Genomic DNA, 25,364 nt, shown 5'->3' with positions numbered 1-25,364 from the left:
GGGCGCGGCCTTTCGTGCGCCGTAAGACAGCCACGCCGAGACAGCACGTTGGCGGATTTTATGCTATTTCTCGTTTTCCATGTATAATCGCATCCATGCGATGCTTCCGTCCCCGTCTCGCGCGCGCCGCCGCGCTGCTTTCGGTGTTCACTCCGCTGGTGGCCTGCGGGCCGGACGGAGGCGCGCCGTCCTCCCCTGACGCGCTGCCCGGGCAGTCGCGGGCGTTGGCGGCGACGGGCCACAAGGCGTTCCGGGTGATGACGTACAACGTGCGCGGTCCCCTGGACACGGGCGTGCGCGCGTGGCCCAACCGCAAGGCGGCGGTCCTCCAGCGCATCCTCGCGAACAACGCGGACATCGTCGGCGTGCAGGAGGCCCAGGCGCCCTCGGGCGGCCCCAGCATCCCCGCGGACCTCATCGCGGGGCTCACGGGCGCGGACAAGCCCTACGGTGTCTACAACCCGGGCGGTGGCAGCCCGAAGCTCGTCTTCTTCAAGAAGAGCCGCTTCGAGATTGCCCCGGAGGTGGGCCAGGGCAACGAGGCGCTCGTGAATCCCTATGCCTCCAGCGAGACATGTTTCAGCCACGCGGAGGGCAAGAAGATTGCCTGGGTGGGCCTGCGAGACCTGGCCTCCGGTCAGGTGTACTTCGTGGCCAACACGCACTTCGCCTACGCGGCGGCGTGCTCCCTGGGGCGGCTGCGGGAAGCCGAGCAGATGGCGTCGTTCCTGGCCACGAAGCCCGGGGGTCTGCCGGTCATCGCCATGGGGGACTTCAACTCCGACGCGCAGGGCCAGTCCACGCCGGGGGAGACGACCATCGCGGACCTGGAGGGCGGGGCCCGGCTGTTCCGCACCGCGCGCTTCGACGGCGTGACGGGCGTGGACGACGCCACGTTCAACAACGCGTGGAACGGCTCCACGTCCACGAAGTACCAGCGGCTGGACTACATCTTCCACAACGGGGGCGCGCTCACCTCGTCCGCGCCCGCCATCGACCGGACGGAGAGCGGCGGCCTCACGCCGTCGGACCACTACCCGGTGCTCGCGACCATCCGCCCGTCCATCTTCACCGCGGGCTCCACCCTTTCGCCGACGCCCAGCGGCACGTCCACCAGCACGCAGCTGTTCTTCGCGGACGTCACCGGTGACGGCTGCGCGGACCGCATCACCTGGAACTACGCGGTGGGCGAAGGCGAGACGTGGGTGGCGAAGTCGAAGTGCGACGGCGGCTTCGCCCCGGCGGTGAAGAACACGGGCGCGACGAGCGGGGTCGCCACCACGCGCTTCTTCTTCGCGGACGTCACCGGCGATGGGTGCGCGGACAAGGTCCTGTGGCGGCCCAACCTGGGGGACGGCGAGGTGCGCATCTACCCCGCGAAGTGCGACGGCACCTTCGGCGACCGCGTGGCCGTCACCCAGGCGGCGAGCACCAGCGACGCCACGCGCTTCTTCTTCGCGGACATCACCGGCGATGGGTGCGCGGACCTGGTGCGCTGGAACCCCACGCAGAAGTCCGGCGCCTTCGACACCTTCGTGTCGAAGTGCAACGGCACGGTGTCCTTCGGCGCCGCGGTGACGAGCACGACGGGAGCGAACACGAGCGCGGGCACCCGCGTGTACTTCGCGGACGTGGACGGTGACGGCAAGGCGGACCGCATCCTCTGGAATCCGGCGCAGGAAGGGGGCCGCACGCGCGTGTACCGCTCCACCGGCGCGGGCGCGTTCGCGCTGTTCTTCCTGCACGAGGCGGGCACCAGCGGCGTGGACACGTCCCGCTTCTACTTCGCGGACGTGGACGGCGATGGCAAGGCGGACAAGGTCTTCTGGCGGCCGGGCTTCCGCGAGGGCCGGATGCAGATCTACCCGAGCACCGGCAGCAACTTCGCGGGCAGCCCGGTGATGGACAACACGGGCTTCAGCAACTCGGAGAACACGGACTTCTTCTTCGCGGACATCGACGGCCGGGACGGCGCGGACAAGGTGTACTGGAACCCCAACAACTACGACGGCGACACCAAGGTGTTCCGCGCGCTGGCACCGTAGCGCCAGCACGCGGAAGGAGCGCGCGCCATCAGTCCTGGAGGACGGAGTAGCCGTACGTGTTCGAACTCCACGAGTCCGGTTCGAACACCGGGGGCGCCGCCTGGTAGAGGTCCTGGTAGCCGTGGCCCTTCCCCAGGGAGCGGGAGGACCACTGCACGAAGTAGCGGCCCGCGCCGAGCTCCCGCAGCGGCGACACCTCCGCGGGGAGGATGAAGGGGGTGAAGCTGTCCACGGTCGCGGGGGCGGTGACGTACCAGTCGAGCTCCGGCGCCTGCTGGGGAATCATGCGAATCGTCACGCTGTGCACGGCGGGGTCGGCGCTCCAGCGCAGCGTCAGCCCGGAGCGCGGTCCCGAACCGGGCGCCGCCTCCGTGCCCGCCACAGGCGAGGTGAGCGTCACGGGCTCGGGCAGGGCCAGCGACGTGACACCCCCAGCGGCCAGCGGCGCGTTCACGACCACCCGCCCGGATGAGATCCGCTCATCGCTGCCCGCCGTCGCGGACAAGCGGACGTCCACGGTGTCGAACGGCGGCGTCCGGGCCATGGCCGGGACCTCGATGGGCGTGGCGCCGGGGGTGCTCGTGGTGAAGAGGTACTCCGACCCGAGCGTGAAGGTGGCGGTGACGCTCGACAGCGCCCCATAGGGCTGGAGGTTCGTCACTTCCACCGGCAGCGGCTGGTCCAGCGGGTGGTCCAGGGGGATGACCAGCCCGCGGGTGGTCCGCCCCTCTCCCACTGCGAGGTCCCGCAGCAGTCCCACGGCCGAAATCCGGCCGGTGTTGTCGGTGTTGTCGGTGACGAACAGCGCCACCTGGCCGGGGTTCTCCCCCCGGACGTCGACACTGAAGGTGCCGTCCGCCTGCGTGTGGGTGATGCCCGCGAAGCCCTTCCCCACCACGCGCACCTGCGCCGGTCTTCCCAAAAGGTTCGTCACGCGGCCAGCGAGGGTGGCCTGCCGGCTGCCCGGGAAGCCCGCGAGCGAGCCGAAGCCGGAGCGGACCCACACCTCCGTGCCCTCCACGTTCAGCGTCGTGCTTGCCCACACCTTGCCGTCGCCCACCATGACGACGGTGATGTCCTGAGGGCCGGTGATGGCCGCGTCATGGAACCGCGCGATGCCGTCACGGCCCAGCGGCTGACGGAAGCGGCTGCCGTCCCCCAGGAGGACGGTGATGCCCTGCATGTCGCCAAGGCCGGCGACGAAGTCCCACCAGTCCGAATGGACGATGAGGGTGGCCGGGCCTTCCGGGCCCGCATCCGGAGAGTGGGTGGGCGGGTCGGTCTTGTCGCCACAGGCGACGCACAGCAGCACGGCGAGCGCAATCAAGCGATGCAATGAAGGTCCCCCAGCAGAACGATGCGGCATTCGAAAGCCGGCCCCCTGACGCAGGAACCCGCTCCAGCTGACGGCGTGCACGAAGAAGAGCACTCCAAGGCCCCTGCCCCACGAACCCATGGCCCCGGACGGTGCGACGCGCGCAGACTGCGCTCCCACATGCGCGCCCTGCTCTTCGCCACCGTCCTGTCCGGGGTCCTCGGCTCCGCGTCCGCGCGGGCCCAGGCCCCTGCCCGCTCCTACGTGCTGCGCCCGGCGCGCGTCTTCGACGGCACCACGCCCAAGCCCCACACGGGCTGGGTGGTGGTCGTCACCGGCGAGCGCATCGTCGCGGCGGGACCGTCGCAGGGCGTGAAGGCGCCGGAGGGAGCGGAGGTCATCGACCTGCCCGGCGCGACGCTGCTGCCCGGGCTCATCGAGGGCCACTCGCACCTGTTCCTGCATCCGTACAACGAGGCGACCTGGAACGACCAGGTGCTCAAGGAGTCCCTGGCGCTGCGCGTGGCGCGGGCGACGAATCATGCGAAGGCGACGCTGATGGCGGGCTTCACCACCACGCGCGACCTGGGCACGGAGGGCGCGGCGGACGCGGACGTGGGCCTCAAGCAGGCCATCGACCAGGGCATCATCCCGGGCCCGCGCATGGTCGTCACCACGCGCGCGCTGGTGGCCACCGGCAGCTACGGCCCCAAGGGCTTCGCGTCCGAATGGACGGTGCCCCAGGGCGCGGAGGAGGCGGACGGCGTGGACGGCCTCACGCGCGCGGTGCGCGGGCAGATGGGGCGCGGCGCGGACTGGATCAAGGTCTACGGCGACTACCGCTGGGGCCCGCGCGGCGAGGCGCTCCCCACCTTCTCCCTGGACGAGCTGCGCCTCATCGTGGAGACGGCGAAGAGCGGCGGGCGTCCGGTGGCCGTGCACGCCAGCACGCCGGAGGGCATGAAGCGCGCGGTGCTGGCCGGAGCGGAGAGCATCGAGCACGGAGACGCCGGCACGCCGGAGGTCTGGAAGCTGATGGCCCAGCGAGGCGTGTTCCTGTGTCCCACGCTGGCGGCGGGCGACGCCATGCTCCAGTACCGCGGCTGGAAGCGAGGCGTGGATCCGGAGCCCGAGTCCACGAAGAAGAAGCGCGAGGGACTCAAGGCCGCGCTGGCGGCGGGCGTGCCCCTGTGCGTGGGTGGAGACTCGGGCGTCTTCACGCACGGGGAGAACGCGCGCGAACTGGAGCTGCTGGTGGCCAGCGGCGTGACGCCCGCGCAGGCGCTCCAGGCGGCCACCTCCGGCAACGCGCGGATGCTGCACTGGGAGGACCGCATCGGGCAGGTGAAGGCCGGGCTCTTCGCGGACCTCGTCGCCGTGGAGGGCGACCCCACGCAGGACATCCGCGCCGTGCGCAAGGTGCGGTGGGTGATGAAGGGCGGCACGCTGTACCAGCGCTGAAGCGGCGCTCAACGCCTCGCATGGAGGACGCGGCCGAGCAGGACGTCCGCGAGCCCCGCCAGCAGCAGCACCGGCGCGGCCAGCACCGCGCCGAACCAGGACAGCGCATAGAGGACTCCGAAGCCCATGCTCCAAGGACCGCCCACGACGGTCCCGGACAGCACGCCCACGGACTCACGGCCTCCGCCCAGGTGCAGCGCCAGGAAGAGCGCGCCGAGGCCCAGCGCGGCAATGACAAACGGGTGTCGCATCATCGGTGCGCCTCCAGGTGCGGCGCCCGCGCGAGGCGCCAGAGAGGTCCTTCGACGAGCGCGTACAGCAGCACCGCGTCCGCGAGCGGATTGCCCGCCGCGAAGCGCAAGCCGGTGTCGTCGTGCACCGGGAACGCCGCGAAGTGGAGGCTCGTGAGCAGCCCGTCCAGCGCCGCTTCGTCGTCGAACGCCGCCGCCCCCACGAGCGCGAGCCCGCTGGAGCCCGCGTTCGCGTTCACCCACGGAATCGTGGGCCCGGAGTCGATGTCCTGCACCGCCTCCGCCGCCTCTGGCCACTCCCCCGCCCACGCGAAGCCCAGCGCCTGTCCCAGGAGCGCTGCGCGGGCCCGCTGGTACTGGTCGCTCGCGAAGTCCGCGTCCACCACCTGGAGCATGTGCGCCGCGAGCCACAGCGTGGAGCCCTCTGGCCCATCCTTCGTCACGCCTTCATAGGTGAAGCTGGACACGAGCAGACCTGTCCGACTGTCGGACAGGTTCTCCCGCGCGGAGGCCACCCACCGGCGCAGGAGCGCGCCATGGTCCCGCCCGTCCACCCGGTCCGACAGGCGCAGCGCCGCGAGCGCCACCGTGTTGCAGAAGGTCCAGCCCTCGTCCGGATAGCTCTCCGCCGCGAGCACCGGCGCGCGCTCCAGCTGTCCGGCGATGAGGTCCACACGCTCGCGCAGGAGCGGCGTGTAGTCCGCGCGTGTCTCCACCATCTGGCGCGCGGCGAGCATCAACGCCAGCTCACCGTCCACGAAGAGGCTGCGCCCGGCCGGGTCCTTGAAGGGGCCCGCGTGCACGTAGGGCAGGAAGAAGGCCTCGTGCGCCCGCCGTTCGTCTCGCAGCGTCCGGGCGATGAGCGCGTCCACGACGGCCAGGTGCTCCGCCCTTCGCGCGGGCTCCGACAGCGCGAGGTTCGCGAACGACAGCACGGAGAAGGTGCGCACCATCAGGTCCCACTCCGGGTTCGAGCGGTGGAGCACGTCGCGCTCCGCGCTCGACTCCTGGAGCGAGAACGCGCGTTGGCGAAGGGCCAGCGCCGCCGCCAGCGCTTCCCGGTCGCGGGGCCGGAACAGGAGGTGAAGCGCTGGCAGCCACACCGCCACGGCCAGCACCAGCAGCACGAGTTTGCGTCGCATGCGCGGCAGTCTCCGTCGCGGGCAGGGCCGCATCGTGGCGCCTCGGGCCGGACGGTCGGCCCCGAGCACTGAACGGTCGCGGTCCCATCCGAACCGGCGCATCCCGCGAACGCCTTGTCCCAATCCTCCGGCCCCGCGTGTCTCAAGCGCCATGAAGACACACGGCTGGAAGGCCCTGGGCGTGGGGACGTTCTTGTTCGGAGGGGGCATGGTGCTGCCCCCTTCCGCGGAGGCGTGCAGCGGAGTGCCCTGCTACCCCCGATGGATTGATTTCCCGATGCCGGCGGACGCGGTCGTGCCCGCGAACGTGCCGGCGCTGGTGATGGCGTCGCCTGGATGGCCCCCCGTCGACAGCGGGAGTCTGCGCCTGCGCACGGAGGATGGCGCCGACGTGGAGGCACGGCTCCTGTCAGGCCCTCGCGGAAGCGGGGTCCTCGTCCCGGCGGCGCCGCTCGTGCCGGGGACCGGCTATCGGCTGGAGGGCTACAGCCCATGCCCGGGAGCTTCTGAGGAAGAGAACGCCGCGGCGACGACGTTCACCGCGGGCCCGGCGGTCGCGCTTCCCGCGACGTCGGGGACCCTGCAAGCCGGACCCGAGCAGCACGGATCCTTCCCGGTCCATGGCGGCGCTTCCTGTTCGACGGAGGTGGAGGGCAGCGAGGTGACGCTGGCGTTCACACCCGCACCGGAGCTGGTGCCCTTCCTGCCGTGGGTGCACTGGACGCTGGAAGTGGATGGGCAGCCTTGGGCCACCGCACCGCACGGCGCGGTGGAGCCGGCGGGCACTCTCCGCTTCTTGAACCGGCTCCAGTACCCGCATGCACTGCTCACCGTGTACTCGGTCTGCGAGTTCCCTCGGCAACAGCCGCCCCCCACGGACCAGGGGCTCGCGCCCGGAAGGCATGTGGCCACGCTGCGTCCGGTGCTCGAACAGTCCCCCACGCCGCTTCCCGCCCTGGAGGTCTCCTTCGAGCTGACGTGCCCCAAGGAAGAGCCCGAGCCCAAGGCTCCGCGAACCGAGGGGTGCTCCCAGGCGGGCGGAGGCCTCGCGGCGTTCGGGCTCCTGGCCACGCTCCGGCTCTGGCGACGCATGCCGCGCACGAATCGTCCCTGAGCGATGTCCCAACGTCCCGGGCTCCCGTGTCTGATGAAGCAAATGCACGGACACACCTGGACATGGGGCGCGGTGGGGATGTTCCTCCTGGGGCTGGGGGCGCTCGCGCCTCCCTCCGCGGATGCGTGCGTCGCGCCCAACTGCCTCGTCGACGTCCGCTTCCCGCTCCCCGAGGACGGCGGCACGGTTCCCTCGAACGTCCCCGGGCTGGTGGTGGTGCCGCCGCTCCTGGAGAACACGGACGTCTCCACGCTCCGGCTGCTCCAGTCGGATGGCACGCCGGTGCCCTTCACGCTGGCGAATGGCGACCGGAGGACGCATGTCGTGGTCCCGAAGGCGCCGCTCGTGCCGGGCACGCAGTACCGCATCGAGGCGAAGGGCCTCTGCCAGTTCCAGGACACGCAGACGCAGTCCGCGACCTTCACCGCGGGCCCGGAGCTGCCCCTGCCCACGACCCTGGGCACGCTGAGCGTGGACACGCCGAGCCAGGGGGTGTTCCCCGTGTTCGGAGACTCGAACTGCGGAAGCCCGCAGGAAGGCGAGGCCACCACGCTGCGCTTCACCCCGTCGCCGGAGCTGGTGCCGTTCCTGCCCTGGGTGCACTGGGAGGTGGAGGTGGACGGGCAGCCCTGGTCGTTCGCCAATCACCACGGGTTGACCTCGACGGGCGAGGACAACCCGGACAGCCACAAGTACGAGTACAGGCGGCAGCTGCTGTCCCTCTACACGGTCTGCCAGGCATACAACCCGCCGCCGCCCAACATGGGCCTCACGCCCGGACGTCATCAGGCCACGCTCAAGGGAACGCTGGAGCACGCGGACCTCACGCTGCCGCCGCTGAGCGTGGACTTCGAGCTCCGCTGCCCCACGCGGTGCATGGCCGCGGGCTGCGCCGACGGGGGCACGGGCGTTGTCGGAGACCCCGTGGACGAGGAGCCCATCCACAGCCCGGCCAAGAGCGGCTGCACCCAGGCGGGAGGGGGCCTGACGGTGCTGGGACTGCTCGCCACGCTGCGGCTCTGGCGCGGCCGCAAGGCCCGGGATTGAGCCCCGGAGGCCGGGAGCGCCGACCTCCGAGGCCGGTACTCCCGGTCTCGGGTGGCTCAGGGCACCGGCGGCGCGGGAGCCGTGAAGCTCACAACGGTGCCGCCCTCGCCCGCGGCCATGATGCGAGTGGGTGAAGGGCCATCCAGCGAGGACAGCGGGGTTCCCCCTGGGTACACGGTGGTCCACGCAGCTCCGTCGTAGAACACGATCCTCCCTTCACTGGTGGCGACGTAGATGCCCTTCTCACTGAAGGCAAGGATGTCCCGGATGCCGGCCTTCGTGGTTCCATTGGATTCGAAGACGGTAGGCAGGGAGCTCCAGACGCCTCCACTCCTCTTGAGGACCAGTCCATTCTCGCCTGCCGCGTAGGCGAAGCGGCCATCCGTGACATGGACGCCCCTGAGCTGTCCGTCGAAGGCTCCGCCCTGGAGGTCCGGCTGCCACGAGGAGCTTGCCGTGTCATAGCGGTAGGCAACTGCCTTGGCAGTTCCATCCCCGCCCACGGCCAGCAATGTGTCCTCGGACCCGCCGCTCGCGACCGCACGAAGGTTGTCGGGAACAGTGCCGAACTCAGTCAGATCCCTGCTGAGCTGGTTGTAGGGCTCTACCCATTTGAAGGTCTTGCCCTGGCTCGAGACCACATAGACAGTGGGGTCTTTGATCTGCTCGATACCCGTGATGCCATACAGCGTCGTCTGATTGTTTGAGCCGGGCGCGGTGGGAGTGAAACACTCCTGATCGGAGGTGTCGGGGCCCCGGGTCGTCATCCTCCCTGCATCCCCGACGGCGAAGACGCGCCCGCTCGCGGACGCCCACACCGCCTTCCAATTCCCCTTGCAGGAAGGTCTCGTAAACGACGTCGTCTCGCCGGTCGTGCTGTCGAAATGGACGAGCTTGTCCTCACCAACCAGCCACGCCTTCCGGCCCTCGTCGTAAAGGGCGATGGCCGTCACGTCCACAGTTCCTCCAACGCCCGCTTGCGTCGTCCAAGCGAGGGTGCCACACCCCTCGTCCACGGCATTGGAGCAGTTGTTGTCCAGCCGGTCGCAGAGCTCCGGCAGCCCGGGCCGGACGTAGGCGGAGCTCTCATCGCAGTCCTCGGATTGGGTCACAGCGCCAACCACGGGGGCCTCACAGCCCAGCCCCACGTCCTGGCCCTTGGAACCGTCGCCGTCGCCGTCCACGTACCAGGCCACCGGATTCTCAGTCGGGAGTCGAGCACAGGACGTCTGGCTCGGCGTGGAAGCACACGCGACCTTGCCCGAGCACTTGAGCTCATCCTTGCAATCATCGCCGACGTCGAAATCCTCGTCGTTCATGCCATTGCAGTTGTCATCCTTGTCATCGCAGCGGAACTCCGCTCGATCCGGGCGGACCTGCCCATCGCCGTCGTTGCAGTCACCGCCTCTGTCGGCGGCCCCGGCAGGCCGGGTGCAGGCCTCCACCTGGGAGCTTCCGTAGGTGTCCCCATCCGCATCCACGAACCAGACCTTCTTGTCGACCGCGTCCGACTCCCCGAGGGTGCAGTTGTCATCCCTTCCGTTGCACACCTCCGTGGCCTTGGGGTTCACCGCACTTTCCCGGTCATCGCAGTCGGTGCCGCTGACGACACCTTCCGCGTCGGCGCTGCTGAAGTAGCCGTCCCCATCCCCATCGATGGCCCTCACGGTGAAGGACACGTCCTGCGTGCCTTCCTCGGGAACCTGCGCCTTCATCTCCTGTGGGTCGCCCACCACGGGGCCCGAGCAGTCGACCTCATGCAGCTGCGTCGTCACGCTCAGCACGCGGCCCCAGTCCTTCTTCCGGTACACCGCCACCGACACGGTGCCCGGCGTCTTGCCGGGGATCGCCACGGCGAGGCTGTTCGTGTTCCCCGCGTTGTCCGCGTCCGTGGCGGTCACCGTGACGCATCCGCGCGTGAAGCCGCTGTAGCCGATGGTGACGTTCAGCGCTCCGGCCTTCGAGTCGTCCTTCTTGCACCCCGTCAACACGGAGGCACACAGCACTGCCATCAGGATTAAACGCATGGGGCGGCATTTTCGGGTGCGCCCCTGACCCGAGCAAGACGCATCGGAGAGAAATCACACCTACACGCACCCCGACGTGAGGATGCGTGCTTCAAGCCCGGTGCCAGGACGGGCTCATTCTTCCCGTCACACAAGAAGTCGAGGCCCGCGGCGTTGTGCGCTTCCGCCTGGTGCTCAAAGGGCTGAGGAAGCGTGCAGGCAAGCAGCGGCTCGCGCGTGAGCACGAGGCCGGCGTCGCAGTTGGTAGTTGGCGGACACGCAGCGAAGTGTCACGACCCTGGAGTGGGTGACCGACCAGAGCGCCCGGGCCGCTCAGACCCTGTCCGTCCGCAGCGGCGCCTTCATCCTGGCGAGCGCGGGACTGCTCGAGGGCGCCACCCGACTGAGCGCGCGGCAGGTGATGGACCCCGCCGGGAAGGAACTCGAAGCCAAGGGACGATGGACGCGCGTCAGGCCCGCGGCCGCCGGCCCGGACTCACAGCTGAGCAGTGATTGGACGTTCAGCGGCCGCGATGACAAGCCCTGGACCGGCGTGCTGACCGTCCAGCCCGTGCCCGACGCGACCGGCCGGTACACCGCGAAGCTGTCCATCACACACACAACCTCAAACGCCGAGACCGCTCCGCGCGTAGCTTTTCATTGACATCGCGGCTTTCCAGGTAAACCTTGACCGACACTCTCGTCCGCTGTTGCATCAGCACCTCACCAGCGAAAAGGAGTGTCACATGTTGCTTCGTGGATTCGCGATGTTCGCCGTCGTCTCCATCTTCGGGATGGGCTGTGGCGGCGCTGAAGTGACGGACGGTGCCGAGAACGGTGTGCAGCCCGGTCAGGCTTCCGCCGAGCTCGTCAACAGCTGTGAGACGCTCCAGACCCGCCGCTGTTCTCCGGGGGGCATCACGGGCTGCCAGTGGGCCAATGGCACCTTTGGCGAGTGCTTCTGTCAGGAGATCCCCGCCAACAAGTGGGTCTGCTTGAGCAACTGAAGTCCCCGCGGCAACCGCCTCTGGCCGGGAATGCCCTGTCAGAGGCGGCATGGGTTGGCTTTGGCTTCTGTGTCGAGGAAGAACAGGGTCACTCGATGGATGGCGGCTCGGGCTCCAGGAGGTGCGGGGGCTCCGACTGCCCTTCGTCTCGGAGCCTGAGCGCGCGGTCGATGCGCGCGGCGGCGCTGATGAGGCCGAGGTGGCTGAAGGCCTGTGGGAAGTTTCCCAACTGCTCGCGCGTCAGCGGGTGGATCTCCTCCGCCAGCAGCCCCAGGTGGTTCGACGCCTCCGCGTGCGCGACGAAGACATCCTCGGCCTCTTGGATGCGATTGGCCAGCGCCAGCGCCTCCGCCAGCCAGAAGCCGCAGAGGATGAAGCCTCCCTCCGGCCCCGCGACCCCGTCATCCATCCGGTACCGGCGCAGGAACGGGCCCGCGCCCAGCTCCGCGCGCAGCCAGTCGAGCGTCCTCAGGATGAACGGATCCGTCCCCCGGAAGCAGCCCACGATGGGCAGCTGCAGCAGCGCGGCGTCCGGCTCGCGCCCTCCGTAGACTCCGACGAAGTGCTTGCGCGCCGGATCCACGCCGTTGCGCAGGATGTCCGCCCGGATGACGTCCGCCAGGGCGGCACTGGACTGCTCCAGCGCCGTCTCCCCGAAGAGCCGTGCCAGGTGCTGCCCCCGGCGCAGGGCCAGCCACCCCATGAGCTTCGAGTGGACGTTGTGCCGCATCTCCCTGCGCGGCTCCCAGATGCCGTGGTCGGGCTCGCTCCAGCGGCGGGCGGTGGTCTGGATGACCGAACGGAGCAGCCTCCAGGTGCGCAGCGGCAGCCGCCCGCCGGAGCGCTCGTAGAGGTACGCCGCGTCGAGCAGCGCGCCCGCGGTGTCGAACTGGAATTGGTCCCTCGCATCGTTCCCCAGCCGCACCGGCCGTGAGCCCTGGAAGCCGGTCAGGTGGTCCAGCTCCCGCTCCGGCGGCACGGAGGCACCGTCCAGCGTGTACATCACCTGAAGCGAGTCACCGCGCTGCAACGTGTCGCGCACGAAGTAGAAGAATTCGCGCGACTCATGCTGGAAGCCGAGGAGGTTGGTGGCGCGCACCGCCATCGCGGAGTCGCGGACCCAGCTGAAGCGGTAGTCCCAGTTGCGAGGCCCTCCAATCCACTCGGGGAGCGAGGTGGTGGGCGCGGCCACCATCGCGCCCGTGGGGCCGTACATCAGCAGCTTCAGCGCCAGCGCGGAGCGCAGCACGTGGTGCCGCCACGGCCCTTCGTAGTGGAGCTGTTGCGCCCACTCGCGCCAGGCCTGGCGCGTATCCCGCAGGTGGTCGAAGGGCCGGTACGTGGCCAGCGGCTCCGGCCGGTCGGAATCCCACGACAGGATCATCCAGCGCCGCTCGCCCGGCCCCATCCGGATGCGCGTCTGGAGGCCCGTGTCTCCCCGGCAGGGTTGGCCGCGCACCTCCTTGCAGGGCCGCCACTCGGCCTCCCCGCTGAGCACGGCGACCAGCCGCTCCCCTCCCGACCCGCGGGCGACAAGGCCGTGCTCCTCCCGCTCCACTCGCGTCCGCGACGCCCCGTAACCGAAGCGCGGGTCGAAGACGATGTTCAGCTCCACCGGGCCTTCCAGGCACTCGATGCGCCGGTGCACCTCGTGGACGGTGGAGCGCGGGTCGTTGGTCCACGGCATGTAGTCGATGATGCGAATGGCCCCCTTGCGCTCGAAGCGGAACAGCGTCTCCAGGACGTTGGTGTCCGGGTCGTAGCGCTGCAGGCTCTCGAAGGGCCACACGACGGGGGTGATGCCGGTGATGCCACCCTTCTCGTCATCGAGGATGCCCGCGAAGACGCTCGGGCTGTCGAAGCGGGGGAAGCAGAGCCAATCGATGACACCGTCCGGCCGGACGAGCGCGCAGGAGCTTCCATCGCCAATCACCCCGCGGCCCGCCAGGGGGACCTCCCGGTAGGACGCCGGGTTGGTGAACCGGAAGGGGCGGGCCATCCGCCTGGCGGCGCTGTAGAGGTCCATGAGCAGGCGTGTCGCGGGGCAGGAGCGCGACCTCCCGCCCTCAAAGTAGCGACCCCCGCGACGGCCGCACCGGCAACCCACCCACGCAGGGGGCCCCCGCCCCGCCCCCTGCCCCGTGGATCATTCCTGGAGTCGAGTCCGCGCCCACGGGCGCCTGCGCGTGAGCGCGGACTTGAGGACGTGCCTACTCCCCGCCGTTCCGGACGGTGGGGGCCCGCGAGGGTGCGATGAAGCCCGAGTAGGCCATCCGGTTCGGTGAGCAGCGCCCGGGGTCGGTCACCTTGTCCGGCGTGGCGTTGCCCGTCATGGCGGTGCTGACCTCCTGCGGCGCGGAGGCGGGATGGGCCTCCAGGAAGAGCGCGACGATGCCGGTGACATGCGGGGTGGCCATGGACGTGCCGCTCAGCGTTCGGGTCGCCGTGTCATCACTGGCCCAGGCCGAGAGGATGCCCTCGCCGGGCGCGAAGACGTCCACGCAGTCGCCATGGTTGGAGAAGGATGCCCGCCGGTCCACGCTGTTGGTGGCACCCACGGTAATGGCCTCGGCGGTGCGCGCGGGAGAGCGCTTGCACGCGTCCTGGTTCGCGTTGCCCGCCGCCAGCACGTACGTCACGCCCAACGCGATGGAGCGGCGCACGGCATCGTCGAGCGCCGCGTCCTCCCCGCCGCCCAGGCTCATGTTGGCCACCGCCGGGGACTGGTGGTGCTCGGTCACCCAGTCCACGCCCGCCACCACGCCCGCCGTCGTCCCGGAGCCCTCGCAGTCCAGCACGCGCACGGCGTGCAGCGACGCGCTCTTGGCAATGCCATACACGTTGCCGCCCACCGTGGCGGACACGTGGGTGCCATGGCCGTTGCAGTCCACGCCGTTGCGACCGTCGCCGACGGCATCGAAGGCGATGTCCGCCCGCCCGGCGAACTCCTGGTGCGTGGGGCGCAGGCCCGTGTCGAGGACGTACACGTGCACGCCCCGGCCCTGCGTCTGGTACAGGTAGAGCTGATCGAGCGGCAGGTCGCGCTGGTCGACACGGTCAATCCCCCACGTCGCACCGGACTGGCTCTCGTCAAGCGTCACCACGCCATTTTGTTGCACGTACTCCACCTCGGACGCGGCGGACATGGCACGGGCCTGCTGGTCGCTCATGCGCGCGGCGAAGCCCCGCAGCGCGTGCGTGTACACGTGGAAGGCCTTGCCGCCGAAGCGCTCGGTCAGGCGCTGCGCGACCACCACCGGCGCCGGCGCGGCGTCCCCTTCCCGGGGCTCCTTGAGCACGACGACGTATTCACCGGCGACCGGCTTCGCGACCGTGAGGAACTTCTCGCGCACGGGTGTCTGTACGGACGCGGTGCCTCGGCAGGGTGTGTCACCGGGTGGCGGTATGGGATTGCCCGTGCTCTGGCACGCCGACAGCAGGAACAGCACGCAGGCGGACGCGGCCGTCCACGACAGGAGCTTCAGCGACATGGGTTCCCCCGGGGGTGGCACCTCCAGCTTCGGCCGGAAGCCGGGAAGGCAACGCTGGCGCGGCCCTCCCAGTGAATAACGCCTTCTGGCTCAAAGTGGTTGATGCCCCGCGGGGCCGCGAAACGTCCGAAACCCCCACCCGGACCGCCGGCGTGGGCGTGCGTCGAGCCAGGGTGCCCCGCCGTGCTCATTGGCTAGACCCACAGGGTGTGGCCCGAAGGCATGGGGACCGCCTTGCCGCCGATGACGACCCTCCGCTTGCCCATGGTGGGGGGCGATGCTGCCATCGTCCGTCCAGGCTATCGCCCCCACTTGCCTTCGTTCAGGAACTCTCGGAGCACCCAGGTCAGGTGCTCGTCGAAGTCGAAGGTGCAGGCGGAGACGTCGGGGGACTCGGCCAGCAGCCAGGACGCGAGGTCGAAGTCGTCATGGTACGCCTGGAAGATGAGCAGCCCCTCGGCGCGGCGCAGCCCCATGTCGAAGCAGTAGAAGTCGCTCACGTAGCGGGAGACGTGCGGGTACCCGGCTCATACTATTTCGGACCAAGCGTCATGAGTACCTCAGCAACTCCGTCCGCGTGCTGCGGGTTCTCCTGGGCCACCGTGCGGAAGCCACACTTCTCGAGGACGCGGATCGACCCGACGTTGTGGACAGCGACCCACGCATGGAGCGGACGAATCGGCTCGAGCACGAGGAACTCCGAGAGCGCCCGTGTCGCGAGGCCCTTGCCCCAGTGCTCGCGACCCATCCAATAGGCGACGAGGCGCTTGCCGTCCTGTTCCCAACTGCCGATGTACCCAGCGACCAGGCCGCCAACGACGATGGTGCGGGTCACGTTCTCGGGGCGGAGAACCTTCGTGCGCCAGTGGGTCAGGAAGGCATCGCGTTCCCGCGACGGGAATGCGGCCATGCGCAGCGCGACTGCGTCCCGTTGGTGCTCGAAGAAGATCGGGAGGTCTTCATCTGTAACGTTGCGCAGGATCACCAAGAGAGCCGGTCTCCGCGAGCCGAGTGACGAGCCGAGTCTAGCCCGCGTCCCACGCCGGGGTCGATGCTGCCGTGCCCCGTGCCACCGCTCCCGTCCTTCGCGACACCCTCTCCGCGCGACTCCCACCATCGTCTCCTGGCGCCCCGTCAACGCGCGCCTCATGGTGAGCGCCGAGGCCAGGTTGCCTCAAATGGGATGTAGCCAGCCGACGACGCGCACCTCGGCTGGGAACCGGCCTGCGTCCCGCGGACATCGCCTTAACGGACTTACCTGAAGCAGGTTGATGCACGCGAAGCCGACCCCCGCGGCGTTGCGCGACGGCATGCCGCTGTGCTGGCGGGGAACACGCGGGCTGCGGACGCAATGACAGAACGATGACCAACGCATGGACGCGGGCCCACCCTCGCGTCCATGCGCCTGCGTACCTTGGACACCGTTGCCGTTACCCGCCGTTCCCTCATGGGGCCACGCCGTGGCCCACGCGCACGGAGGCGCGTCTCGTTCCCGCCATGAACTTCACACTCGCGGGTCTGTGGACCCACATGGGTCCGGTCGCACAGCTCATTGTCATCGCCATGGGCGTGATGTCGATGGTGTCCCTCCTCATCCTCGCCGAGCGCACGATCGTCTTCCGCGCTTCCCGCCGCCACTCGCGCAGGTACGCCGCGCAGCTGGGCGCCATGCTCGCCAGTGGCGACTTTGACGCCGCCGCCGAGACGAAGACGGAGAAGGATGTGGGCTACCTGGGGAGGACCATCCGCGCGGGGCTGACGGCCTACCGCATCTCCGCCACCGACAGTCGTGAGGAGGCCATGGAGTCCGTGGCGCGAAGCCTGGAGCGACAGGCGCAGCGCGAGGTCCAGAGCCTCAAGCGCGGCCTGGGCCACCTCGCCACCGTGGGCTCCACCGCCCCCTTCGTGGGCCTGCTCGGAACCACCATCGGCATCGTCACCGCGTTCCAGGAGATGGGCGCCGCGAATTCGGGCGGCATCGGGACCATCTCGACGGGCATCTCCGAGGCGCTCGTCACCACGGCCTTCGGCCTGCTCGTCGCCATCCCCGCGGTCATGGGCTACAACTCCTTGCAGGGATGGGTGGACGCCCGCGCGGTGGACCTCTCCGAGGCGAGCAACGAGTTCCTCGATGCCACGTCCCGCGCCCTCAAGCGCACGCGCGGCACCGTGCGGTGAGCCGCACGACCTACGGCAGGATGTGCTGTCCACGAGCCCCCTGATGCTCCCGTGGGGCACACGCCGGCCCAGGTCCAGCCCGCCCCCTCCACCTGGCATCAGTGGAGTCGGGCGGAGCCCGGCGTGCTCCCGCGGAAGTCGAACGCCGTGGCGGGAGGCGGGGACGGCACGACACCGGTGTGGGAGACCGAGGAGCCGCCATGCGCCGCATCGGTGGAGTTGGTCCAGGTGTTCAGGCCCCAGATGAGGAACGGGATGCCCACGGCGGCGGGAAGGAAGGTGCCGACACAGTCAGCGCCGCCGACCTCGCTGCACGTGCTGACGACCGCCGCTCTGAAGGCTGGCGGTGGGGTGCGTGCCAGCCTGGAGCACCTGGGACTGCCCATGCAGCCTGGGAGGCGGGCCCCGGCGCGAGGGCCACCCCAGGCCTTCCCCTCTCCTTCTGATGCGCCGGACTACCAGGTGACGGGCAGTTCGTGCACGCCGAGCAGGTTCTCATCCTTCTTGAAGCGGACCTCCTCCGGTGGCACGGCCAGCCGCAGCGTGGGGATGCGTTGGAAGAGCGTCTTGAAGACCACCTCGAACTCGATGAGCGACAGCGCCCGCCCCGTGCACAGGTGGATGCCATGGCCGAAGGCGAAGTGACGGTGCACCTCGCGTTGGAGGTCCAGCCGGTCCGGATCCTCGAAGACCGTCTCGTCGCGGTTGGCGGAATCCGGCTGGGCGAGGATGCCTTCACCGGCGCGGATGAGCTGGCCGCCAATGGTGACGTCCACCGTGGCGACGCGTTGCCGGCCCAGGTGCGAGACATTGACGAAGCGCAGGAGCTCCTGGACGGCCGCGGTGATGGCCGCGGGGTCCTCCATCGCGCGGAACTTCTCCAGCTGCCCCGGGTCGAGCAGCAGCGCCAGCGTGCCCAGGCCAAACATGTACGCGGGCGGCCCGTGGCCCGCGTAGAACAGCGCATGGAACATGGCGCCGGCATCCGGGGCGCTCAGCTTGCCCGTCGCCACCTGCTCGGACACGACGCGACCAATGAGCGTGTCCGTGGGCTCACGCAGGTTCGCCTCCACCAGCGCCAGGAAGACCTCGTCCAGTCCGGCCAGCGCCGCCGTCGCCTCCTCGCGCGACGAGGCCCGGGAGCCGATGGTCCGGCTGAGGACGTGCAGGCGCTCCGCGCCGTCATGGGGCACCCCGAGCAGGTCGCAGATGATGCGAATGGCGACGGGCAGCGCGAACGCGGCCATCAGGTCCACCGGATGCGGGCCCGCCAGCATCGTGTCGAGCGCCTCATCCACGGTGCGCTGGATTCGCGGCCGCAGGGCCTCCATCCGCCGGGGCAGGAACTCCTGCACGAGCATGGCCCGCTGCACCCGGTACTCCGCGTCCGGGCGAAAGAAGAAAGGCAGGGTCCGCTCCTGCCGGGCCGTCGAGGAGGCGGAGATGTGCGGGAACCCTGGCAGCGTGGAGTCCAGCACCATCCGGGTATCGCTCAGGACCGCGAGCACGTCCTGATAGCGACTGACCAACCATGCCGTGTTGCCGTTGAACAGCCGGACCGGACACACCGGGGCCTCCTGCCTCAACCGCTTGTAGTCGGCGGGAGGCTCCAGCGGATGCTGCCAGTCCTTGGGAAACGGATAGGAATTGCTCATCGGGAAGCTCCTGTTCGTGTCAGCAGGGCGGCGGCGCCCGCCACGGTGGGATGCTGATACAGCTCACGCACTCCAAGGTCCCGGTCCAGCTCGGTCCGGACCCGGGCCGCGATTTCAATCAACTGAAGGGAATGGCCGCCGAGCCGGAAGAAGTCGTCGTACGGGTCGACCGAAGCGACCTTCAGCACGTCGGCGAAGATGCGAGCCAGGTGTGCCTCCGTCGCGGTCTGGGGCGGACGCAGGCTCGTCACGCGGGCGTCGGGGCTCACGGTCCGCAGGACCTCTTCGTAGGCCGCCAGCAGACCTTCGATGAACGCGAGGTCGAAGAGACTCTCATCGAATTCGGCCCACACCGTGCACAGCCCGTCGGAGCGCTCCTCGACCCGCAGGGTGAGCTCGAACTTCGCGGAGGGGAGGTCCAACAGCAGCTCCGTCACCTCGCAGCCGTGCAGGGCCAGCGCTCCCGCCGTGTGGGGCGGATGGTAGGCGAAGTTCACCTGGACCACGGGTGACCGCGTGGGGTCCCTGGGAGGCGACAGGTCCTCCACGAGCTGCTCGAAGGGCAGGTCCTTGTGTGCGTATGCGTCCGCCCTGGAAGCAGCCACCCTCGTGATCAGTTGGCGGAAGTCGGGGTCGCCGCGCAGGTCCACTTCCAGCACGACGGTGTTGACGAAGAATCCGAGCACGCGCTCGACCTCGGGCAGGTCCCGGTTGGCCACGGCCAGCCCCAGCAACACCCGCTCACGTCTCGCAAACCGACCGAGCACGAGGCCACACGCGGCGGCCAGCACCGTGAACACCGTCTGTCGTTCAGCTCTCGCCAGGGCGTGCACGGACCGGGCAATGTCGGCGGGCAGCACGCGATGCGCACGGCGTCCCTGGCCCCGCGCGGGACGCGGGGCGACCAGGTCCAGGAAGAGGGGGACGCCGGACAGCCGCTCACGCCACCAGCGAGACAGGGACTCACGCCGTGAAGCGGTGAGCTGTTCGCGCTGCCACGCGGACCAGTCCACGTACTGCACGGGCAGCTCGGACAGGCCCGTGGGTTCGCCCAGGACCGCCGCGCGGTAGGCGAGGGCCAGGTCCTCGGAGAAGACCTGAAGCGAAGCGCCGTCCGCCACGAGCAGGTGCAGCGCGACGACAAGGAAGTGCGTCCGGGGCTCCAGCCGGAGCACGGTGAGCCGCAGCAGCGATCCGTGCTCCAGGTCGAACGGACGGGCCGCCTCTGCTTGCGCGTGGCGCAGGGCCTCGGCTTCGGTCGCCACGTCCACGACGTGGACATGGGCCTGCCCCTCCGGCGAGAGGTGCTGCTGCGTCCCCAGTGGGAAGACGGTCCGCAGCGGTTCGTGCCGGGCCACCAGCACGTCCAGGGCCTCCCGCAGGGCTCGCAGGTCCAGCGGCCCCGCCACACGGTGGCAGCGGACCGTGGCGTGGGCCGCGCCGGTGGGATCCATCCGGTGCAGGAAGCACAGCCGCTGCTGGGCGAAGGACATCGGGAACGCGGTCGTCATGCGCGCGGCAATCGCTTGAGGGTGGTGGGGGCGACCGGCGCCACGGTGAGCGCGTCGGCCAGCTGCGCGACGGTGGGTCCCATGAGGATGGTCGCGAGCCCGACCTCTCGCCCCATCATCCGGCCCAGCCGCGAGGCCAGCCGCATCGCCTGCAAGGAATGCATGCCCAGCGCGAGCAGGCTCTCGTGGACATCCACCCGGGTTATGCCCAGCAGCTCCGCGACCACCGCCGCGATGCGGACCTCGGTTTCGGTCCTGGGCGCCGTGAAGGGCGCTTCCGGACTCCGTTGGGTCGTGGTGGGCAGCCGGGAGCGGTCCACCTTTCCATGCGGGGTCAACGGCCACGCCTCCAGGACCACGACCTCCGAGGGCACCAGGTGTCCCGGCAGCCTGCGCGCCAGGTCCTCGCGCACGGCCTGCGCGGCCACCGCGACTCCCGGCTCTGTCACCACATAGCCCACGAGGCGGGGCTCCTCCGCGCGCGAGTCGATGACCGCGAGGGTGTCCGCCACGCCGGGATGTCCGGCCAGGGCGGCGCGCACCTCCGCCAGCTCCACCCGGAAGCCCCGGACCTTCACCTGCTCATCGCGGCGGCCCAGGAACTCGATGATGCCCCCCGGAAGCCACCGGCCCAGGTCTCCGCTGCGGTAGAGCCGCCCGCCAGGATGCGCCGCGAGCGGATCCGGCACGAACCGCTCCGCGGTGAGCTCCGGCCTGCCCCGGTATCCCCGCGCCACACCGTCCCCTCCGATGCAGATCTCCCCCACGGCGCCCGGTGGCGCTACCTGCCCGGACGCGTCGAGCACGACGACGTGGGCATTGAACAGCGCCCGGCCGATGGGCACGTTCGTGGCCTCGGGATCATGCCCTTCGTCGAGCTTGTAGGCGCTGGCCATCACGGTGGCCTCCGTGGGGCCGTAGGCGTTCGTCAGCTTCGTGAAGCCTGCTCGCTGAAGCGTGCGGAACGCCTCCGGGGGAAAGGCCTCCCCGCCCACCATCACCCGGTCCAGGGCGGCGAAGGACTCCGGGGCCTCCGCCGCCAACCGGGGCAACACCACGGGGGGAATCACCGCATGCGTGATGCGCTCCTCGATGAGGCACCGGGCCAGCGACGGCACGTCCCAGACCGGCGGCAGGAAGTGGACCGCGGCGCCGTTCAACAGCGCCCCCCAGACCTCCAGCACCGAGACATCGAAGGAGACCGACGCCATCGCCAGCATCGTCTTGCCCGGTCCCAGGTCCTCGGCCAGGGCCGTCCGGTGCATGAGCGACACGACCGAGCGGTGTTCGATTTGAACGCCCTTGGGCTTGCCGGTGGAGCCGGAGGTGTAGAGGACGTAGGCCAGGTCCGACGGACTCCCCGAGGGCAACGGCGGACCGGACTTCGGGGGAAGATCATCCAGCACGACGGTGGGCAGGCAGGTGAGCCGGTCCGTCAGCGCCGCCGTGGTGACCAGGGCGTGGGCCCCGGCGTCCTGGACGAGCGACTCCAGGTACGCCGGTGGCGCCTTCGGATCCAGCGAGAGGAAGGCCGCCCCCGCCATGAGGCTTCCCAGCTGGGCCACGACCAGCTCCGCCGAGCGGTGGAGGCACACCGCCACCAGCGCCCCCCGGCCGACGCCCAGGCCTCGCAGGTGGTGCGCCAGGGTCTCCGCCCGGCGCGTCAGTGCTCCGTACGTCAGCACGGAAGCCCCTGCCTTTACCGCCGGAGCGTCGGGCGCGAGCCGGGTCCAGTGGGCCAGCAGCTCATGCACCTGATACGTGGGAGCCTGCTTCCTGGCGCCCACGCTGACGAGCGCGCGCTGTTGCGCTTCGTTCATCAAGGCCAGCCTGGACACGCGGGTGTCCGGCGCGGCGGTGATGGAGCGCAGCAGCTGCTGGTACGCGGACAGCATGCCGGTGATGAAGAAGTCCTCGAAGAGGTCGGAGTCGAACTCCCACGAGAGCAGGATGCCGCTCAGGGAGGCTCGGGGACTGGAGCGCACGGTGCTGTCGGAGCGGGGAATGGTCACCAGGTCCCCGGCGAACCGGCTGATGTGTCCCGGTTCGGCGTAGAGGGGCACCGCGACGACGGACAGCTCGAACTTGGCGGAGCCATTGCTCAGGCCCTCGACGATGGTGACGTCGAGCGGGGACGCTTCCAGCGAGCCCACCGACGAGTCATGGAAGTTGAACATCGTCTGGATCAACGGATTGAGCCCGCCCTGAAGCCGCGCGGGTGACTCCGCGAAGATGTGCTCGTACGGCAGCTCTTGGTTGTCGAAGACCTCCAGCGTGTTGCGCCGCACCCGCGCCAGGAACTCCGTGAAGGTGGGGTCCTCGTGCAGCTGGCCGCGCAGCACCACCGTGTTGACGAGCATGCCCAGGAGGCTCTCCGTGTCCTGCCAGCGCCGGTTCGCGACCGCGGTTCCGACGAGGAGGTCCCGCGAGCCGGTATAGCGGTGCAAGAGAACGAAGAACGCCGCGAGCAGCGTGGTGAAGAGGGACGTGTGGTTGCGGTCCGCCAGGTCCTGCAACCGGCGCGCGAGCTCCGCGTCCAGCTCCATCCGAGGCGCCACCCCACGGAAGCGCCGGGGCCCGGACGACACGCGGCGCGGGAGCTGGAGCTGCGTCTGCGCGCCCTCCAGGGCCTTACGCCAGAAGCGGCGCTGCGCGTTCGCGGCCTCCGTGCCCACCCACTCCCGCTGCCAGCGCGCGTAGTCGTAGTACTGCACGGACAGCGGAGGGCGGCGCACCTGTCCGTAGCGCACATGGTCGGCGTAGCCGTTGAGCAGCTCGCGGACGAAGACGTTGAACGACCAGCCGTCATGCACGACGTGGTGCTCGACGTGCACGAGGAGGTGCTCCTCTTCGCCCACCTTCAGAAGCCGCCAGCGGAACGGCCGGCCCTCCGCCAGCGCGAAGTGCGCCTGGACCGCCTCGCGAACCGCCTCGCCCACCCGGGCCTCCAGCACGTCCTCACCCACGCCGCTGAAGTCCTGGAGCGGCACCTCCACCGCCCAGGGCGGCTCCAGCTCGCAGCGCAGCTCCCCATCCACCTCGGGGAAGCGGGTGCGCATCACGTCGTGGCGACGGACGATGTCCGTGAGGCTCGCGTGCAGCGCGGTGATGTCCAGGGCACCCGCCAGCCGGAAGACGGCTTGCGTGTGGTAGGCCCGCGCGTCCGGGTTGAGCTTGTGCATCAACCACACGCGCTCCTGGCCAAACGACGGAGCGATGGCGGCACCCGGCTCGCCTCCGCGAGGGCCCAGGTCCACCCCACCCTGCCCTTGCTTCAAGCCGGCCGCGAGCTGGGCGACCGTGGGTGACTGGAGCACCGCGCTCAACTCCAGCTGCGCGCCCAGGACGCGGCGCACCCGGGCGACGAGCTGGGTCGCGAACAGCGAGTGCCCGCCCAGCTCGAACAGGTCGTCATGCCGCCCCACCCGCTCCATCCCGAGCAGCGCCGCCGCGATGGCCGCCAGCGCCTCTTCCGCAGGGGACTCCGGCGGCTGGTAGCCGGTCCGCTCCATCCGCTGGGGACGGGGCAGCCGGGCCCGGTCCACCTTGCCGCTCGTGTTCAGCGGCCACGCGTCCACCACCACCATCACGTCCGGCACCAGATAGCCGGGCAGCCGGCGGCGCAGCTCCGCGCGCACCGCGTCGCCCGACAGCACCGCGCCGGCGACCGGCATCACGTAGCCCAGCAGACGCTCCCCCGTGCCGTCGACGAGCGCCACCGCGTCCCGCACGTCCGGCAGCGCGGCCAGGGCCGCCTCCACCTGCCCCAGCTCGATTCGCGCGCCGCGGATCTTCACCTGGTCATCGCGGCGGCCCAGGAACTCCAGCGTGCCGTCCGGCAGCCATCGGCCCAGGTCGCCACTGCGGTACAGCCGTCCTCCCGGCAGCGGGCCGAACGCATCCGGAATGAACCGCTCCGCGGTGAGGCCCGGCAGGCCCAGGTAACCGCGTCCGACCCCGTCGCCTCCGAAGCACAGCTCCCCCGGGACTCCGTCGGGGACGGGGTGCAGGTGCTCATCGAGCAGGAGCACGTGGTAGTTCGAGATGGGGCGGCCAATGGGCACGCGCTCGCCATCCACGGAGCGCACGGCCTGGAGCGTGCTGGCCACCGTCACCTCCGTGGGGCCATAGCCGTTGATGAAGCGGTGCTGCGAGCCCCACTGCTGCACGGTCTCCGGCAAGCACACGTCCCCCACGCTCATCAGCATCTGGAGGTCGGGGAAGCCCCCCGGTCGCAGCGTGCGCAGGACCGTCGCGGGCAGCACCGCGTGGGTGATGCGCCGGCGCACCAACACCTGGGCCAGCGGCTCGCCGGAGAGCTGTGCCGCATCCAGGGTCTCCAGCCGCCCGCCATTCGGCAGCGCCAGCAGGACGTCGAACAGGGACGCGTCGAACGACGGGTGGAAGTACTGGAGCGCGCGCGTGTCCGGCCCCAACGCGCCCAGGAAGTCCCGCTGGGCGTGCAGGAGGTTGGCGACCCCGCGATGCTCGCTCATCACCAGCTTGGGCTCGCCCGTCGAACCGGACGTGCAGATGATGTACGCGAGGTCCTCCGGAACGAGCACCGCGTCGTCCTCCCGCGACGCGACGGAGCCCGCCTCGGCCCCCGCATCCAGGAAGGGGACTCCTGGCACCGCGCTGTCCGGCGAGAAGCCGACCACGAGCGCCGCACCGACCCTGCGAACGATGTCCTCCCGCCAGGCTCGCGGATGCGCTGGCGACAGCGGAAGATAGGCCGCGCCCACCCTCCAGACCGCGAGCGCGAGTTCAACGAAGGCGGGGCCCCGGTCCAGCACGAGCGTGACCACGTCACCCCGCCCGATACCGCGGGCCCGCAGGTCCCAGGCCAGGGCGCGGGTGCGCGCGTCCAGGCTCGCATAGGTTGTTTCAGTCGTCCCATCCGAGAGCGCCACGCGGTCCGCATGCAGCCGGCATTGCTCCGCGATGACGTCCACCACCGAGCGCCATGGACCGTGGTCGACCCGGGAGTCCGGGACACGCGCGGCCACGTCCCCGCCCTCCAGCGCCACCGCTGTGTTCCGGCCTTCCAGCGCCCAGGGGCTCTTGCGCCGCAGGCTTGCGAGCAGGCGTTCGTATTCGGTGCCGGTGACCCGGGAGGGAGGGGGCGTGGAGGTCAAGCG

At 70.2% G+C, this 25,364-nt stretch carries 18 protein-coding genes; 7 read left to right on the top strand and 11 right to left on the bottom strand.

Annotation, left to right across the window (positions count from 1 at the left end; all coding sequences use genetic code 11):
• The first annotated feature begins 95 nt into the window (after window positions 1-95).
• Window positions 96-2,045 (top strand): FG-GAP-like repeat-containing protein, encoded by a 1,950-nt coding sequence (locus D7Y21_RS08765; protein WP_121712489.1) that lies wholly within the window; start codon window positions 96-98, stop codon window positions 2,043-2,045.
• A 28-nt stretch (window positions 2,046-2,073) separates the two neighbouring features.
• Here the strand turns inward: D7Y21_RS08765 and D7Y21_RS08760 are convergent, their stop codons facing one another.
• Window positions 2,074-3,381, bottom strand: a complete 1,308-nt coding sequence (locus D7Y21_RS08760) for a hypothetical protein (RefSeq protein ID WP_147469228.1) — start codon at window positions 3,379-3,381, stop codon at window positions 2,074-2,076.
• A gap of 159 nt (window positions 3,382-3,540) precedes the next feature.
• Between D7Y21_RS08760 and D7Y21_RS08755 the strand changes: the two genes are divergently transcribed.
• On the top strand, window positions 3,541-4,821 hold the full coding sequence (locus D7Y21_RS08755) for an amidohydrolase family protein (RefSeq protein ID WP_121712485.1): 1,281 nt from the start codon (window positions 3,541-3,543) through the stop codon (window positions 4,819-4,821).
• 8 nt (window positions 4,822-4,829) lie between these two features.
• On the opposite strand, the gene D7Y21_RS08750 is transcribed toward D7Y21_RS08755, so the two are convergent.
• Together D7Y21_RS08750 and D7Y21_RS08745 are read right to left on the bottom strand one after the other, a co-directional pair.
• Window positions 4,830-5,075, bottom strand: a complete 246-nt coding sequence (locus D7Y21_RS08750) for a hypothetical protein (protein ID WP_121712483.1) — start codon at window positions 5,073-5,075, stop codon at window positions 4,830-4,832.
• On the bottom strand, window positions 5,072-6,214 hold the full coding sequence (locus D7Y21_RS08745; protein WP_121712481.1) for a hypothetical protein: 1,143 nt from the start codon (window positions 6,212-6,214) through the stop codon (window positions 5,072-5,074). Before D7Y21_RS08745 ends, D7Y21_RS08750 begins: the two co-directional genes overlap by 4 nt.
• 151 nt (window positions 6,215-6,365) lie before the next feature.
• On the opposite strand from D7Y21_RS08745, the gene D7Y21_RS08740 reads away from it, so the two are divergent.
• Window positions 6,366-7,328, top strand: a complete 963-nt coding sequence (locus tag D7Y21_RS08740) for a hypothetical protein (RefSeq protein WP_147469227.1) — start codon at window positions 6,366-6,368, stop codon at window positions 7,326-7,328.
• A gap of 42 nt (window positions 7,329-7,370) precedes the next feature.
• On the top strand, window positions 7,371-8,375 hold the full coding sequence (locus tag D7Y21_RS08735) for a hypothetical protein (RefSeq protein WP_121712479.1): 1,005 nt from the start codon (window positions 7,371-7,373) through the stop codon (window positions 8,373-8,375).
• A 56-nt stretch (window positions 8,376-8,431) separates the two neighbouring features.
• On the opposite strand, the gene D7Y21_RS08730 is transcribed toward D7Y21_RS08735, so the two are convergent.
• The gene (locus tag D7Y21_RS08730; RefSeq protein ID WP_121712477.1) at window positions 8,432-10,402 is read right to left on the bottom strand and encodes a putative metal-binding motif-containing protein; all 1,971 of its coding nucleotides are present in this window, start codon (window positions 10,400-10,402) and stop codon (window positions 8,432-8,434) included.
• Window positions 10,403-10,688: 286 nt separating this feature from the next.
• Between D7Y21_RS08730 and D7Y21_RS08725 the strand changes: the two genes are divergently transcribed.
• Both D7Y21_RS08725 and D7Y21_RS08720 read left to right on the top strand, forming a co-directional pair.
• Complete coding sequence (locus D7Y21_RS08725) at window positions 10,689-11,045, top strand: hypothetical protein (RefSeq protein WP_147469226.1); 357 nt, start codon at window positions 10,689-10,691, stop codon at window positions 11,043-11,045.
• Window positions 11,046-11,127: 82 nt separating this feature from the next.
• The gene (locus tag D7Y21_RS08720; RefSeq protein ID WP_121712474.1) at window positions 11,128-11,388 is read left to right on the top strand and encodes a hypothetical protein; all 261 of its coding nucleotides are present in this window, start codon (window positions 11,128-11,130) and stop codon (window positions 11,386-11,388) included.
• Between the two features lie 88 nt (window positions 11,389-11,476).
• Here D7Y21_RS08720 and D7Y21_RS08715 read toward each other — a convergent pair whose 3' ends face one another.
• The 4 genes from D7Y21_RS08715 to D7Y21_RS08700 form a co-directional block, all read right to left on the bottom strand.
• On the bottom strand, window positions 11,477-13,414 hold the full coding sequence (locus D7Y21_RS08715) for a glycoside hydrolase family 15 protein (RefSeq protein ID WP_120561603.1): 1,938 nt from the start codon (window positions 13,412-13,414) through the stop codon (window positions 11,477-11,479).
• A 184-nt stretch (window positions 13,415-13,598) separates the two neighbouring features.
• Window positions 13,599-14,879, bottom strand: a complete 1,281-nt coding sequence (locus D7Y21_RS08710; RefSeq protein WP_233612029.1) for a S8 family peptidase — start codon at window positions 14,877-14,879, stop codon at window positions 13,599-13,601.
• 299 nt (window positions 14,880-15,178) lie between these two features.
• On the bottom strand, window positions 15,179-15,379 hold the full coding sequence (locus D7Y21_RS08705; RefSeq protein ID WP_233612028.1) for a hypothetical protein: 201 nt from the start codon (window positions 15,377-15,379) through the stop codon (window positions 15,179-15,181).
• A gap of 32 nt (window positions 15,380-15,411) precedes the next feature.
• Window positions 15,412-15,864 (bottom strand): GNAT family N-acetyltransferase, encoded by a 453-nt coding sequence (locus tag D7Y21_RS08700; RefSeq protein WP_121712518.1) that lies wholly within the window; start codon window positions 15,862-15,864, stop codon window positions 15,412-15,414.
• A 512-nt stretch (window positions 15,865-16,376) separates the two neighbouring features.
• Between D7Y21_RS08700 and D7Y21_RS08695 the strand changes: the two genes are divergently transcribed.
• A complete protein-coding gene (locus D7Y21_RS08695; protein ID WP_120561601.1) occupies window positions 16,377-17,057 on the top strand; it encodes a MotA/TolQ/ExbB proton channel family protein in 681 nt (226 codons plus the stop codon).
• Window positions 17,058-17,512: 455 nt separating this feature from the next.
• Here the strand turns inward: D7Y21_RS08695 and D7Y21_RS08685 are convergent, their stop codons facing one another.
• From D7Y21_RS08685 to D7Y21_RS08675, 3 genes are read right to left on the bottom strand one after another with little or no spacing between them, the layout of a single operon-like run.
• Window positions 17,513-18,712 carry a cytochrome P450 gene (locus D7Y21_RS08685; protein ID WP_121712469.1) on the bottom strand — a complete coding sequence of 400 codons (1,200 nt, stop codon included), beginning with the start codon at window positions 18,710-18,712 and terminating at the stop codon, window positions 17,513-17,515.
• On the bottom strand, window positions 18,709-20,223 hold the full coding sequence (locus tag D7Y21_RS08680) for a condensation domain-containing protein (RefSeq protein WP_121712467.1): 1,515 nt from the start codon (window positions 20,221-20,223) through the stop codon (window positions 18,709-18,711). The genes D7Y21_RS08685 and D7Y21_RS08680 overlap by 4 nt, the downstream gene beginning before the upstream one ends.
• A complete protein-coding gene (locus D7Y21_RS08675; RefSeq protein WP_121712466.1) occupies window positions 20,220-25,361 on the bottom strand; it encodes a non-ribosomal peptide synthetase in 5,142 nt (1,713 codons plus the stop codon). Before D7Y21_RS08675 ends, D7Y21_RS08680 begins: the two co-directional genes overlap by 4 nt.
• Window positions 25,362-25,364 lie beyond the last annotated feature (3 nt).

This window comes from Corallococcus sp. AB045, from assembly GCF_003668895.1.
Taxonomy (GTDB): Bacteria; Myxococcota; Myxococcia; order Myxococcales; family Myxococcaceae; genus Corallococcus; species Corallococcus coralloides.
Note: the sequence above shows the minus strand (reverse complement) of the source record. Positions and strands in the feature narration are given on the sequence as shown.

Excerpts from the sequence above, each read along its gene's own strand:
- D7Y21_RS08765 (WP_121712489.1), top strand. The coding sequence starts at position 96 with ATGCGATGCTTCCGTCCCCGTCTCGCGCGCGCCGCCGCGCTGCTTTCG.
- D7Y21_RS08755 (WP_121712485.1), top strand. The coding sequence starts at position 3,541 with ATGCGCGCCCTGCTCTTCGCCACCGTCCTGTCCGGGGTCCTCGGCTCC.
- D7Y21_RS08750 (WP_121712483.1), bottom strand. The coding sequence starts at position 5,075 with ATGATGCGACACCCGTTTGTCATTGCCGCGCTGGGCCTCGGCGCGCTC.
- D7Y21_RS08745 (WP_121712481.1), bottom strand. The coding sequence starts at position 6,214 with ATGCGACGCAAACTCGTGCTGCTGGTGCTGGCCGTGGCGGTGTGGCTG.
- D7Y21_RS08740 (WP_147469227.1), top strand. The coding sequence starts at position 6,366 with ATGAAGACACACGGCTGGAAGGCCCTGGGCGTGGGGACGTTCTTGTTC.
- D7Y21_RS08735 (WP_121712479.1), top strand. The coding sequence starts at position 7,371 with ATGCACGGACACACCTGGACATGGGGCGCGGTGGGGATGTTCCTCCTG.
- D7Y21_RS08730 (WP_121712477.1), bottom strand. The coding sequence starts at position 10,402 with ATGCGTTTAATCCTGATGGCAGTGCTGTGTGCCTCCGTGTTGACGGGG.
- D7Y21_RS08720 (WP_121712474.1), top strand. The coding sequence starts at position 11,128 with ATGTTGCTTCGTGGATTCGCGATGTTCGCCGTCGTCTCCATCTTCGGG.
- D7Y21_RS08715 (WP_120561603.1), bottom strand. The coding sequence starts at position 13,414 with ATGGACCTCTACAGCGCCGCCAGGCGGATGGCCCGCCCCTTCCGGTTC.
- D7Y21_RS08710 (WP_233612029.1), bottom strand. The coding sequence starts at position 14,879 with ATGTCGCTGAAGCTCCTGTCGTGGACGGCCGCGTCCGCCTGCGTGCTG.
- D7Y21_RS08695 (WP_120561601.1), top strand. The coding sequence starts at position 16,377 with ATGAACTTCACACTCGCGGGTCTGTGGACCCACATGGGTCCGGTCGCA.
- D7Y21_RS08685 (WP_121712469.1), bottom strand. The coding sequence starts at position 18,712 with ATGAGCAATTCCTATCCGTTTCCCAAGGACTGGCAGCATCCGCTGGAG.
- D7Y21_RS08680 (WP_121712467.1), bottom strand. The coding sequence starts at position 20,223 with ATGACGACCGCGTTCCCGATGTCCTTCGCCCAGCAGCGGCTGTGCTTC.